Annotated in this window: 12 protein-coding genes; all 12 read left to right on the top strand. The window is 63.5% G+C overall.

Annotated elements, in window-relative coordinates; genetic code table 11:
- Positions 1–189: 189 nt before the first annotated feature.
- The 12 genes from nifH to G394_RS20175 all read left to right on the top strand — a co-directional run bounded on the left by nifH (position 190) and on the right by G394_RS20175 (position 12,245).
- Positions 190–1,020, top strand: a complete 831-nt coding sequence (nifH, locus tag G394_RS0109165; RefSeq protein ID WP_028577402.1) for a nitrogenase iron protein — start codon at positions 190–192, stop codon at positions 1,018–1,020.
- A 65-nt stretch (positions 1,021–1,085) separates the two neighbouring features.
- Positions 1,086–1,427 carry a P-II family nitrogen regulator gene (locus tag G394_RS0109160; RefSeq protein ID WP_028577401.1) on the top strand — a complete coding sequence of 114 codons (342 nt, stop codon included), beginning with the start codon at positions 1,086–1,088 and terminating at the stop codon, positions 1,425–1,427.
- Positions 1,428–1,429: 2 nt separating this feature from the next.
- Positions 1,430–1,804 carry a P-II family nitrogen regulator gene (locus G394_RS0109155; RefSeq protein WP_028577400.1) on the top strand — a complete coding sequence of 125 codons (375 nt, stop codon included), beginning with the start codon at positions 1,430–1,432 and terminating at the stop codon, positions 1,802–1,804.
- A 41-nt stretch (positions 1,805–1,845) separates the two neighbouring features.
- Complete coding sequence (gene nifD, locus G394_RS0109150) at positions 1,846–3,486, top strand: nitrogenase molybdenum-iron protein alpha chain (protein WP_028577399.1); 1,641 nt, start codon at positions 1,846–1,848, stop codon at positions 3,484–3,486.
- 140 nt (positions 3,487–3,626) lie between these two features.
- On the top strand, positions 3,627–5,003 hold the full coding sequence (gene nifK, locus G394_RS0109145; protein WP_028577398.1) for a nitrogenase molybdenum-iron protein subunit beta: 1,377 nt from the start codon (positions 3,627–3,629) through the stop codon (positions 5,001–5,003).
- A 45-nt stretch (positions 5,004–5,048) separates the two neighbouring features.
- Complete coding sequence (locus G394_RS0109140; RefSeq protein ID WP_084435500.1) at positions 5,049–5,390, top strand: NifB/NifX family molybdenum-iron cluster-binding protein; 342 nt, start codon at positions 5,049–5,051, stop codon at positions 5,388–5,390.
- Positions 5,391–5,417: 27 nt separating this feature from the next.
- The gene (locus G394_RS0109135) at positions 5,418–5,720 is read left to right on the top strand and encodes a (2Fe-2S) ferredoxin domain-containing protein (protein ID WP_028577396.1); all 303 of its coding nucleotides are present in this window, start codon (positions 5,418–5,420) and stop codon (positions 5,718–5,720) included.
- A 23-nt stretch (positions 5,721–5,743) separates the two neighbouring features.
- Positions 5,744–6,238 (top strand): GNAT family N-acetyltransferase, encoded by a 495-nt coding sequence (locus tag G394_RS18655; protein WP_084435498.1) that lies wholly within the window; start codon positions 5,744–5,746, stop codon positions 6,236–6,238.
- Positions 6,216–7,604, top strand: coding sequence for a nitrogenase iron-molybdenum cofactor biosynthesis protein NifE (nifE, locus tag G394_RS0109125; RefSeq protein WP_028577395.1), 1,389 nt, complete (start codon positions 6,216–6,218; stop codon positions 7,602–7,604). Before G394_RS18655 ends, nifE begins: the two co-directional genes overlap by 23 nt.
- Positions 7,597–8,949 (top strand): nitrogenase component 1, encoded by a 1,353-nt coding sequence (locus G394_RS0109120; RefSeq protein ID WP_028577394.1) that lies wholly within the window; start codon positions 7,597–7,599, stop codon positions 8,947–8,949. The genes nifE and G394_RS0109120 overlap by 8 nt, the downstream gene beginning before the upstream one ends.
- Positions 8,950–9,183: 234 nt before the next feature.
- Positions 9,184–10,440 (top strand): nitrogenase cofactor biosynthesis protein NifB, encoded by a 1,257-nt coding sequence (nifB, locus tag G394_RS0109115; protein ID WP_028577393.1) that lies wholly within the window; start codon positions 9,184–9,186, stop codon positions 10,438–10,440.
- Positions 10,441–10,835: 395 nt separating this feature from the next.
- Entirely contained in the window at positions 10,836–12,245 is a 1,410-nt protein-coding gene (locus G394_RS20175) for a D-alanyl-D-alanine carboxypeptidase family protein (RefSeq protein ID WP_051307083.1), read from the top strand.
- The last annotated feature ends 120 nt before the right edge of the window (positions 12,246–12,365 follow it).

Raw genomic sequence — 12,365 nt, 5'->3', positions numbered from 1 at the left:
CGCGGCTACACTTTTGTCTTTGTAGGCAGTGTAGATCGAAGTTGTCTGAAATTGCCGGGCAATGTCTGAAATATGTGTTTTTTCAAGCAGTTGCTTCGATTGTGGGGTTTTGGCACGGCCGTTGCCCTAGGCTGCTCCAGGTACGGCACACCAAGCACACCACAACTCTCACATAAAGGAGCACACGTCATGAGGAAGATCGCGATTTACGGAAAGGGCGGCATCGGCAAGTCCACCACCACGCAGAACACCGTCGCCGGCCTGGCCGAGATGGGCAAGAAGGTCATGGTCGTGGGCTGCGACCCCAAGGCCGACTCCACGCGCCTGCTGCTGGGCGGCCTGGCCCAGAAGTCGGTTCTCGACACCCTGCGTGACGAAGGCGAGGACGTTGAACTGGCCGACATCCGCAAGGGCGGCTTCAGCGGCACCTGGTGCGTCGAGTCCGGCGGGCCCGAACCGGGCGTCGGTTGCGCCGGCCGCGGCATCATCACCTCCATCAACATGCTTGAATCCCTGGGCGCATACCATGAGTCCGAAGGCCTGGACTACGCCTTCTACGACGTCCTGGGCGACGTGGTCTGCGGCGGGTTCGCCATGCCCATCCGCGACGGCAAGGCCGAGGAGATCTACATCGTCTGCTCCGGCGAGATGATGGCCATGTATGCGGCCAACAACATCTGCAAGGGCATCATGAAGTACGCCGAGTCCGGCGGCGTGCGCCTGGGCGGCCTGATCTGCAACTCCCGCAACGTCGATAACGAGCGCGAGATGATCGAGGAACTGGCCAAGAAGATCGGCACCCAGATGATCTACTTCGTGCCCCGCGACAACGACGTGCAGCGCGCCGAGATCAACCGCATGACCGTCATCGAGTGGAAGCCCGAAGCCCCCCAGGCCGACCACTACCGCAACCTGGCCCGGGCCATCGACCAGAACCAGATGTTCGTCGTGCCGAAGCCTCTGGAAATCGAGGAACTGGAGCAGCTCCTGATGGATTACGGTCTCCTTGAAGCCGTCTAGGTCGTCGGCACGCTGAAGATGAATCCAACTGTCCGAAATTAATAATTTTTATGGAGAGAAAGCATATGATCATGGTCAGAGCAATCGTACGCCCCGAAAAGTCCGACGACGTCCTCGCCGCCCTCATGGATGCGGGTTTCCCGGCGGTGACCAAGTATTCCGTGGCCGGTCGCGGCAAGCAGCGCGGCATCAAGATCGGCGAAGTGACCTACGACGAGATCCCCAAGACCATGCTCATGAGCGTGGTCAAGGCCGAGGACAAGGACTTCGTCATCAGCGTGATCATGAAGGCCGCCCGCAGCGGCGCCAAGGGCGCCTTCGGCGACGGCAAGATCTTCGTCAGCGAAGTGGGCGACGTCTACACCATCAGCTCCGGCATCTGCGACAGCGCCCCGACAGGAGCCTAGCCATGAAAGAAGTGATCGCGGTCATCCGCATGAACATGATGAACAAGACCAAGAAGGCCCTGCAGGACGCGGGCGTGGTCGCCTTCTTCGCCCACGAGGCCTACGGCCGCGGCAAGGGCTTGGTGGACCTGAAGCCCCTTGAGGGGGCCAAGAAGGGGATCGAGGAGGCCGTGGCCGTGCTCGGCGAAAAGGGCAAGCTCTACCCCAAGCGCATGCTGACCGTGGTGGTCACCGACGACCTGGTGCCCGAGGTGGTCAGGGTCATCACCGACACCAACAAGACCGGCCAGCCCGGCGACGGCAAGATCTTCGTCCTGCCCATGATCGACGCGGTGCGGGTCAGAACCGGAGAAAAGGGCGCCAAGTCCATCGAATAGACCCGATTTCGAATGAAATCGGGACAGATAAGGAGAACACCATGGCATCGACTGCGAAAAAGCTCGTCAACTGGACGCCGACGGACGTGAAGGCGGAAATGCTCGCCAAGTATCCGCCCAAGGTGGCCAGGAAGCGCGCCTCCCAGATCCTCGTCAACGAGGCTCTCGGCAACGAGACGCCTGAAATATCGGCCAACGTGCGCACCATCCCCGGCATCATCACCATGCGCGGCTGCACCTACGCCGGCTGCAAGGGCGTCATCCTCGGGCCCACCCGCGACATCGTCAACATCACCCACGGCCCCATCGGCTGCGGCTTCTACTCCTGGCTGACCCGCCGCAACCAGACCGACGCGTCGGGCGAGGGCGACGAGAACTTCATGCCCTACTGCTTTTCCACGGACATGCAGGACCAGGACATCATCTTCGGCGGCGAGAAGAAGCTGGAGGCGGCCATCCAGGAAGCCTACGACCTCTTCCACCCCAAGGCCATCGCGGTTTTCGCGACCTGTCCCGTGGGCCTCATCGGCGACGACATCCACGCCGTGGCCCGCAAGATGAAGGCCAAGTTCGGGGACTGCAACGTCTTCGCCTTCAGCTGCGAAGGCTACAAGGGCGTCAGCCAGTCCGCCGGCCACCACATCGCCAACAACAAGATCTTCAGCGAGGTCGTGGGCGAGAACGACGCCGAGAAGCCCGGCAAGTTCAAGATCAACCTCCTGGGCGAATACAACATCGGCGGCGACGGGTTCGAGATCGACCGCATCCTGAAGAAGTGCGGCATCACCAACATCGCCACCTTCTCCGGCAACTCGACCTACGACCAGTTCGCCTCGGCCCACAAGGCCGACCTGTCCGCCGTCATGTGCCACCGCTCCATCAACTACGTGGCCGACATGCTCGAGACCAAGTTCGGCATCCCGTGGATCAAGGTCAACTTCATCGGCGCCAAGTCCACGGCCAAGTCACTGCGCAAGATTGCGGAATACTTTGCCGACCCCGAACTGACCGCGCGCGTTGAGGAGGTCATCGCCGAGGAGATGCCCGCCGTCGAGGAGGTCATCGCCGACGTCCGCCCGCGCACCGAAGGCAAGAAGGCCATGCTCTTCGTCGGCGGCTCCCGCGCCCACCACTATCAGGACCTCTTCGCCGAGATGGGCATGAAGACCCTGGCCGCCGGCTACGAGTTCGCCCACCGCGACGACTACGAAGGCCGTCAGGTCATCCCGGACCTGAAGGTCGACGCCGACAGCCGCAACATCGAGGAAATCCACGTCGAGGCCGACGAGAAGCGCTACGCCCCGCGCAAGAGCTCCGAGGAGATGGCCAAGCTGGAAGCGGCCGGGTTCAAGTTCAAGCATTACGACGGCCTGATCCCTGACATGGAGCACCAGACCCTCATCGTCGACGACCTGAACCAGTACGAGGCCGAAAAGCTGGTCGAAATCGTAAGGCCCGACATCTTCTGCGCGGGCATCAAGGAGAAGTTCTCCATCCAGAAGCTGGGCGTGCCCATGAAGCAGCTGCACAGCTACGATTCCGGCGGGCCCTATGCGGGCTTCCAGGGCGCGGTGAACTTCTACAAGGAGATCGACCGCCTCGTGAACAGCAGGGTCTGGGGCTACATGAAGGCGCCCTGGCAGGAAAACCCGGAACTTTCAGCCACCTACGTCTGGGAATAAGCCCGATTCCATATCAAAGCCCTCTCTGCGTCGGCTTTGTCGGCTGCTCCTCGACGTACCGTAAGAGTACGCCTGCGTCGCATCCTCCGCGCCTCCTTGAGAGGATCTTTGATCTGAAACCGGAATAATGAGGAAATGATATGCTACTTCGACACACCCCCACCGAAATAAAGGACCGCAGCGCCTTGACCATCAACCCGGCCAAGACCTGCCAGCCCATCGGGGCCATGTACGCGGCGCTCGGCATCCACGGCTGCCTGCCGCACTCCCACGGCTCCCAGGGCTGCTGCGCCTACCACCGCAGCGCCCTGACCCGGCATTACAAGGAGCCCGTCTCGGCGGCTACCAGCTCCTTCACCGAGGGCGCCTCGGTCTTCGGCGGCGGCGCCAACCTGCAGACCGCCATCGAGAACATCTTCACGGTCTACGAGCCCGACGTCATCGCCGTGCACACCACCTGCCTGTCCGAGACCATCGGCGACGACCTGCCGCAGATGACCGACAAGGCCAAGAAGGCCGGCAAGGTCCCGGCCGGCAAGCACGTCATCTACGCCAACACCCCGAGCTACGTCGGCTCCCACGTCACGGGCTTCTCCAACATGGTCAAGGGCATGGCCAAGGGCTTCGCCGTCGCCACGGGCAAGAAGAACGGCCGCGTGAACATCATCCCCGGCTGGGTCGAGCCCTCGGACATGGAAGAGGTCAAGCGCCTGGCCGCCCTCATGGGCCTGGACATCATCCTCTTCCCCGATACCTCCGGCGTCCTGAACGGCGCGCTGACGGGCGAGTACAAGATGTTCCCCGAAGGCGGCACCCCCATCTCCGACCTCGTGGCCGCGGGCGACGCTATCGGCACCCTGGCCCTGGGCGAGTGGTGCTCGGCCGACGCCGCGCGCTGGCTCGACACGCAGTGCAAGGTGCCGTGCTCGGTCCTGGACATGCCTTTCGGGCTCAAGGCCACGGACCGCTTCATCGACACCCTGCGCAAGGTCGGCGGTGTGAGCGTGCCCGAGTCGGTCGCCTTCGAGCGCGGCCAGCTCGTGGACCTCATCTCCGACATGCACCAGTACTTCTACGGCAAGAAGGTGGCTCTGGTCGGCGACCCCGATCAGGTTATCGCCCTGACCGAATTCCTGGTTTCCCTGGACATGAAGCCCATGCACATCGTCACCGGCACGCCGGGGTCCAAGTTCGAGAAGCGCATCGACGAGATCACGGCCGAGGCCGGATACAAGGCCAACGTCAAGGCCGGCGGGGACATGTTCCTGCTGCATCAGTGGATCAAGAATGAGCCCGTGGATCTGCTGATCGGCAACACCTACTGCAAGTACATCGCCCGCGACGAGGACATCCCCTTCCTGCGCTTCGGCTTCCCCATCCTCGACCGCGTCGGCCACCAGTACTTCCCGACGGTCGGGTACAAGGGCGGGCTGCACATGCTGACCAGGATCCTGGACCTGATCCTGACCCGTACGGACCGCGACGAAACCGAAGAGAAGTTCGAACTCGTCTACTGATTGCCTGGCGGCGGGGCTTTCCCGCCGCCACCCAAGGAGCCGACCATGACCTGCGCACCCCCTCAAGGAAAACGTCCGATGGTGGCCGTCGCCAGCAGCTCGGGCTCCATCGTGGACACCCACCTCGGACATGCCCGGGAATTCCGGATCTACGGCAGCGACGATGGCGTGGTCGGCCTGATCGGCACACGCCCCGCACCCCAGCCCGGCTCCGGCGACGCCCGCTGGGAGGGCGTGGCCGAGATCCTTTCGGACTGCACGTACCTGCTGGTGGCGGGGGTGGGGCGCAAGCCGCTGGAACTCCTGGCAGCGCGAGGGCTGACGGTCATCGAGGCCGAAGGCTACGTGCAGAGCCTCGTGCGGCAGCTCTACGGCGGAATAGAGTAAAAACATTTCAATATATTGGAGAGAGAAATGGCCATTCCTGAGAGACAGATTCTGGTGTGTCAGAGCTTTCGCGTCGGCGGCGACCCCAAGGGCGTGTGCTTCAAGCAGACCGACGGCTTCCTGCAGTACCTGGAGGAGGAGATCCTGGCCCGGGGGCTGGATATCCTGATCACGGCCACGGGCTGCATGAAGCTGTGCGAGAAGGGGCCGATCATGGTCGTCCAGCCCGACAACTGGTGGTTCGGCGGCGTCAGCAGCGAGGAAGCCATCGACGCCATCCTGGACGGCATCGAGGCGGGCGAGGCCTGTCCCGAATACCTGATCGCGTAACCTTTGCCCGTGCGGAGACGCTCATGCCCATCACCATCCGACACGCCCAGGCTGAAGACATTGCGGCCATGACCGGCCTGCTCGGGCATCTCTTTGCCATTGAAGCCGACTTCGCGGCCGACGAGCAGGCGCAGATGCGCGGGCTGTCGCTTCTCCTTCGTGCGGGAGCCTGCCTTCTGGTCGCCGATGAGGATGGAGCGGTGGTGGGCATGGTTTCCATCCAGACTGTGATCTCCACGGCCGAGGGCGGTACGGTGGGTCTCATGGAGGATCTGGTGGTTGCCGAAGAGCGTCGGGGTCGGGGCATCGGTTCCCGGTTGCTCCACGCCGCCCTGGCCTGGGCCGGGGAACAGGGGATGACCCGCGTGCAGCTTCTGGCTGACAAAAATAACACAAAAGCAACTGAATTTTATGGCAAACACGGTTTTTGCGGCACGCAGCTCGTCTGCCTGCGCATCACGCACCGATCGACGGCCGCACACCAAGGAGCACTCCATGAACCAGACCATACTCGATGAACGAAAAAGCCAGGTCCACCGCATCGGCGAAGAGCCCTTCGCCATGGCCTGCAACCGCCCGAGCCTTGCCGGCGCGGTCAGCCAGCGGGCCTGCGTGTTCTGCGGTTCGCGGGTGGTGCTCTATCCCATAGCCGACGCCCTGCACCTCGTGCACGGCCCCATCGGCTGCGCCACCTACACCTGGGACATCCGCGGCGCCATCTCCTCCGGCCCGCAGCTGCACCGCCTGAGCTTCTCCACGGACCTGCAGGAGATGGACGTCATTTTCGGCGGCGAGAAGAAGCTCGAAGCAAGCCTTCGCGAACTGATCCAACTGCACAGCCCCAAGGCGGCCTTCGTCTACTCGACCTGCATCGTCGGCCTCATCGGCGACGACATGGAGGCCGTCTGCCGCCGCGTCTCGGCCGACACGGGCATCCCGGTCCTGCCGGTCATGAGCGAGGGCTTCAAGGGCAACAAGCGCGAAGGTTACACCGCGGCCTGCAAGGCCATGTTCCGGCTGGTCGGCACGGGCGACACGGCGGGCATCTCCCCCATGAGCGTGAACATCCTGGGCGACTTCAACCTGGCGGGCGAGACATGGATCGTGCGCGAATATTTCCGCAAGATGGGCGTGGAAGTCGTGGCCAACGTCACGGGCGACGGCCGCGTGGACGACATCCGGCGCTGCCACGGCGCGGCGCTGAATCTCGTGCAGTGCTCCGGGGCGACCATGGAACTCGCCAAGATGATGCAGGAAAAATACGGCACGCCCTTCCACCGGGTATCCTACCTCGGCGTGGAGGACATGGCCGAATCCCTGTACAAGGTGGCCGACTTTTTCGCCGGGCATGACCCGTCCATCAAGTCCAGGACCGTGGAACTCGTCCGCGCGGAGCTTTCGGATCTCATGCCCAAGCTGGCCGAGCTCAGAACGGACCTGGAAGGCAAGAAGGTCGCCATGTACGTCGGCGGGTCCTTCAAGGCCTTTTCGCTGATCAAGGCCTTCCGGCACCTGGGGATGCGGGTCGTGGTCGTGGGCTCCCAGACGGGAACCGAGGAGGACTACAAGGAACTGGCCGAGATTTCCGACCCCGGCACCATCATCGTCGATGACGCCAACCCCCTGGAGCTGGCCCAGTTCATCAAGGAGAAGGACGTCGACGTCTTTGTCGGCGGCGTCAAGGAGCGCCCCATCGCCTACAAGCTGGGCGTGGGCTTCTGCGACCACAACCACGAGCGCAAGATCGCCCTGGAAGGGTTCGTCGGCATGTACAATTTCGCCAGGGAGATCCACGCCTCGGTCATGAGCCCGGTCTGGAGGTTCATGCCCCGCCGATCCCCCGCCCGCGCGGCCTGCGCCGCCAAGGAGGCCGTCAATGGCTGAGAACTACGTATCCACCACCAACGCCTGCAAGATGTGCACGCCCATGGGCGCGGCCCTGGTCTTCAAGGGCATCGAGAACGCCGTCCCCTTCCTGCACGGCTCCCAGGGCTGCGCGACCTACATGCGCCGCTACATCATCAGCCACTACCGCGAACCCGTGGACATCGCCTCCTCGGCCCTGGGCGAGAAGAGCGCGGTCTACGGCGGCGGGCCGAACCTGAAGAAGGGCATTTTGAACGTCATGCGCAAGTACGACGTGTCCCTGGTCGGCGTGGCCACGACCTGCCTGACCGAGACCATCGGCGACGACGTGGGGCGCTACCTGAACGAGTTCCGCGAGGAGTTCTCCGACCTGTCCCTGCCCGAACTGGTCCACGTGTCCACACCGAGCTACTCGGGCACGCACATGGAGGGCTGGCACGCCGCCGTGCGCTCCCTGGCCGATCAGGTGGTCAAGGACAAGGGCAGGGCCCATGGCGGGGTGAACCTGCTGCCCGGCTTCCTCTCGCCGGCCGACTACCGCTTCCTCAAAGCCCTGGGCGAGCGGGCGTGCGTGCGCTTCACCATGCTGCCCGACCTGTCCGAGACCATGGATGGCGTGATCTGGGACGACTACCACTCCCTGCCCGACGGTGGCACCCCCGTGGCCGAGATACGGGCCATGGGCGGCGCTGCCGGGACGGTGGAGTTCGGCATGTCGGGCGGCCTGCCCGAGTCCGCCGCCGGGGTGCTGGAGCGCAAGTTCGGCGTGCCGGCGCGGCGGACCGCCATGCCCATCGGCCTGCGGGCGACGGACCAGTTCATGGACGTGTTGGCCGAGTTCGCGTCCTGCGACATGCCGGCCAAGGACGCCTTCGACCGCGGCCGCCTGCTCGACGCCATGGTTGACGGGCACAAGTACATTTTCGGGAAGCGGGCGGTGGTCTACGGCGAGGAGGACTTCGTCGTCGCCCTGTGCTCCTTCCTGGGCGAGATCGGCGTGCAGCCGGTCCTGGTGGCCACGGGCGCCAAAAGCGACCGGTTCAAGGCCGCCGTGACGAACGCGTTGGCCGAGGTCTGCCAGACCATGCCGGTCATCCGCGACGACGCGGACTTCAAGGACATCGAGGACGAGGCCGCCGAGTTGAACCCCGACCTGCTGGTGGGCCACAGCAAGGGCTACAAGCTGGCCCGGGCGAAGAACATCCCGCTCATCCGCGTGGGCTTCCCCATCCACGACCGCTTCGGCGGCCAGCGCATCCTGCACGTCGGCTACGAAGGGGCGCTGGCGCTCTACGACAGGCTGGTCAACGCGGTCCTGGAGAAGAGTCAGGACGAATGTCCGGTGGGGTATGGGTATTTGTAGGCGGATTTTTTGAAGTGCCGGGGTTGAAAAGCATGGATTTACCCTGGCGGGCACAAGCCCGCCTTCGCGGGAATGACGCGTGGAAGATGCGGCAGGCTGGGCCTGGTTCCTTGGCGGATTCCCGATCAATGCGCGAACATTGCGCTTCACCCCGATGTCATTCCCGCGAAGGCGGGAATCCATCTCCGGATTTCATAAGCGTCTCAGACGCGCCAACATACAAGGGAGGACACCATGTCCGAAGCCAAAGACAGATCCAAGCATCCCTGTTTCAATAAGAGTTCCTCCGGTTCCTGCGGCCGTGTGCACCTGCCCGTGGCGCCTGGCTGCAACATCCAGTGCAACTACTGCAACCGCAAGTACGACTGCGTGAACGAGTCCCGTCCCGGCGTGACCAGCGCCGTGCTGCCGCCGGACAGGGCCGTGGAGTACCTGGACGAGGTGCTGAAGAAGGAGCCGCGCATCACCGTGGTCGGCATCGCCGGGCCCGGCGATCCCATGGCCGAGGCCCAGAAGACCATCGCCACCATCGAGCGCATAAACGCCAAATACCCCGGTATGCTCTACTGCCTGTCGTCCAACGGCTTGGCCCTGCCCGAGCATGTGGACAGGCTTGTAGAGCTTGGCGTGACCCATGTCACCGTGACCATGAACGCCGTGGACCCCGAGATCGGGGCGAAGATCTATTCCTGGGTGCGCGTCGGCAAGGTCGTGTACCGGGGTGTGGAAGGGGCCCGACTGCTCCTGGAGCGGCAGCTCGAATCCATCCGCCTGCTCAAGGCCAAAGGCGTGACCGTCAAGGTCAACAGCATCATCATCCCCGGCGTGAACGACGGGCATCTGGCCGAAGTGGCCAGGGTGGCGGCGGAGCTCGGGGCCGACATCCAGAATCTCATCCCCCTGCACCCCACGGGCGATACACCGTTTGCGGACATGGAGGAGCCCTCGAAGGAACTGGTTCACGAACTGCGGGCGAAAAACGGCCAAATGATCCCCCAGATGACCCATTGCCGTCGCTGCCGGGCCGACGCCGTGGGCCTCTTGTGCTCGGACCGCTCCAGCGAGCTCATCCCGACCCTGAACGCTCTGGCCTGTGGCGGTAAGAAGAACGCCAAACCCTATGTGGCCGTGGCCACCCGTGAAGGCATGCTCGTCAACATGCATCTGGGCGAGGCGCCGTCCTTCCAGATTTGGGCGCCTCAGGGCAAGGGCGCGCGCATGATCGAGGAGCGGGCCGCGCCGGAGGTTGGCTGCGGACCGGACCGCTGGCACAGGCTGGCGGAAATCATGCACGACTGTTCCCTCGTCCTGGTCGAAGCGGCGGGCAAGCAGCCCAAGCAGGTCCTGGGCGAACACGGGATTTCTGTTCTGGAATGCAACGGGCTCATTGCCGGGATTGTTGCAGAGCATTTCCAGGGCGGGGACATCACCCGCTACAGAACCCGCCACCACAAGGCCGGCTGCGCAGGGATGGGAACGGGCTGCGGATGATCCGCTTCGGCGGGAGTTCATGTCCCGAAACGGCGACAGGGCGGCTTGTCGCCGTTTTCGCCTTTCTGCGCGCACACGCAGTGCCGATGTGGATGCGGATCGTTCGGATTTTCGTTCTCGCCCGTGGTGGAGATTGTTGGGTGTGTCCTACAGATGGGCGCCACGGCAACAGCGTGCGGAAAGCCCTTGTATCCTCTCGCATTGCGAGTGTTTTTTTGCCGCTTCAGGTTGAAATGCATGGTGTTTTGCTGTAAGACATGAGCGTCTGCAGGGCGGCTTGTTGCCGCCATGGCGACGATGTGAAGATCTAGTGTGTTGAATTTGCAGATTAAAGTCTGTTTTTTTGACCGCATTCTTCCTTGACCTGTGTCTGCATCAACCGTATGGCAAGGCCCATGAAGAAACGAGCTTTTCTGAATTTTCTGTGTTTTCTTCTTGTCGTTGCAGTTTCCGCCAGCCAGGCCGGGCCCATCGCGGTCGCCACTGCGCCCTCCGGCTCGCATGTCTATAGGGCCTCCATCGCTCCGCGGCCCGAATCCAAGCCCGCCAGTCCGTCCGCCAAGACCGAGCAGGTCCAGGCTCCGGCAAAGGCCCCGGCGAATGTCGCTTCGGTTCCGGCTCCGGCAGCCAAGAAAGTGAAGGCCCAGCCCGCCAAGTCGGTGAAGAAGACCAAGGCCGCGGCGTCCTCGAAGAAGTCAGGGTCCGCCAAGACCGTGCAGAAGACCAAGGCCCCGTCGGCTGCGAAGACCAAGTCCGCAGCCGTCAAGACCGCTACCCCAGCCAAGAAGAGTTCCAAGAACGTTGTGCGTCGGTCCGTTTCCGCGCCGTCTCCCGCAATGCCGCAGACTGTCGAGGCTCCCGTGACCGAAGCGCCTGCGGACGAAGTTTCCACGGTCGAGGCCGTCATGCCTGACGCCCAGGATGCGCCGGCCGTGGCGGCCGTCGAACCGGACGCCGGGATCAGGGTCCGGCCCCCGGCCGGTGATGACGGAACGGCGTCGGCCAAGGATCTCTTTCTCAACGTCAAGTCTGCCATCCTCATCAACATGACCACGGGCCAAGTCTACTACGAACACAATGCGGACAAGACCATTCAGCCCGCCTCCATCACCAAGCTGCTGACGCTCTATCTGATTCGCGAAGCCATTGCCCAGGGCCGCATCTCGGCCTCCACGCCCATCCCCGTCAGTACGGCGGCTGTCCAGACGGGCGGCTCGCGCATGCGCCTCAAGCGCGGGGAGAAGGTCCCCCTGAGCGAACTCATCAAGGGCATCAGCGTGGTCTCGGCCAACAACGCCTGCGTGGCCGTGGCCGAGTACATGGGCGGCGGCGACCCGTCGAAGTTCGTGGCGCAGATGAACGAAAAGGCCAGAAAGATCGGCATGACCAGCAGCCGTTTCAGGAACCCCAGCGGCCTGCCCGACAGGGCACAGCTCTCCACGGCCAGGGACATCGCCAAACTTTCCATGAACTATCTGCGCAGCTTCCCCGAGTCGCTGCAGATTCACTCCATGACCACCCACACCTTCCACGGGTCGACCCACCGCAACGCCAATTCGCTCCTGAAGACGTACAAAGGGGCGGACGGGTTGAAGACCGGCTTCGTCTGCGAGGCGGGTTACAACATCACCGCCACGGCCAAGCGCGGCAACACCCGCCTGCTGGCCGTCGTGCTCGGCGCGCAGAATTCCGCCGTGCGTCAGCGTGAGACCGCCAAACTGCTCGATTTCGGGTTCAAGCGGGTGGAACGTGAGAACGGCCTCGGCAACCGGGCTTCAGGCCCGTCCAAAAAGCCCAAAGCCTGAACCGGGCGACAGGGGGATCTGAGCCCCGAAAGACGAAAAGGGATTTTGGCGACAAAATCCCTTTTTTTGGCTCATCCGGTCAGAGCATCCAGGCTGTCATTGGATGCCCACTCACGTCGT

Source organism: Desulfomicrobium escambiense DSM 10707, from assembly GCF_000428825.1.
GTDB lineage: Bacteria > Desulfobacterota > Desulfovibrionia > Desulfovibrionales > Desulfomicrobiaceae > Desulfomicrobium > Desulfomicrobium escambiense.
The sequence above is the reverse complement of the archived record's forward strand: the minus strand, read 5'-3'. Positions and strand labels throughout refer to the sequence as shown.

What these genes read in the sequence shown, in the direction of transcription:
- nifD (WP_028577399.1), top strand. Translation starts at nt 1,846, where the DNA reads ATGGCATCGACTGCGAAAAAGCTCGTCAACTGGACGCCGACGGACGTG.
- G394_RS0109160 (WP_028577401.1), top strand. Translation starts at nt 1,086, where the DNA reads ATGATCATGGTCAGAGCAATCGTACGCCCCGAAAAGTCCGACGACGTC.
- G394_RS0109120 (WP_028577394.1), top strand. Translation starts at nt 7,597, where the DNA reads ATGGCTGAGAACTACGTATCCACCACCAACGCCTGCAAGATGTGCACG.
- G394_RS18655 (WP_084435498.1), top strand. Translation starts at nt 5,744, where the DNA reads ATGCCCATCACCATCCGACACGCCCAGGCTGAAGACATTGCGGCCATG.
- nifK (WP_028577398.1), top strand. Translation starts at nt 3,627, where the DNA reads ATGCTACTTCGACACACCCCCACCGAAATAAAGGACCGCAGCGCCTTG.
- nifB (WP_028577393.1), top strand. Translation starts at nt 9,184, where the DNA reads ATGTCCGAAGCCAAAGACAGATCCAAGCATCCCTGTTTCAATAAGAGT.
- G394_RS0109135 (WP_028577396.1), top strand. Translation starts at nt 5,418, where the DNA reads ATGGCCATTCCTGAGAGACAGATTCTGGTGTGTCAGAGCTTTCGCGTC.
- nifH (WP_028577402.1), top strand. Translation starts at nt 190, where the DNA reads ATGAGGAAGATCGCGATTTACGGAAAGGGCGGCATCGGCAAGTCCACC.
- G394_RS0109155 (WP_028577400.1), top strand. Translation starts at nt 1,430, where the DNA reads ATGAAAGAAGTGATCGCGGTCATCCGCATGAACATGATGAACAAGACC.
- nifE (WP_028577395.1), top strand. Translation starts at nt 6,216, where the DNA reads ATGAACCAGACCATACTCGATGAACGAAAAAGCCAGGTCCACCGCATC.
- G394_RS0109140 (WP_084435500.1), top strand. Translation starts at nt 5,049, where the DNA reads ATGACCTGCGCACCCCCTCAAGGAAAACGTCCGATGGTGGCCGTCGCC.
- G394_RS20175 (WP_051307083.1), top strand. Translation starts at nt 10,836, where the DNA reads ATGAAGAAACGAGCTTTTCTGAATTTTCTGTGTTTTCTTCTTGTCGTT.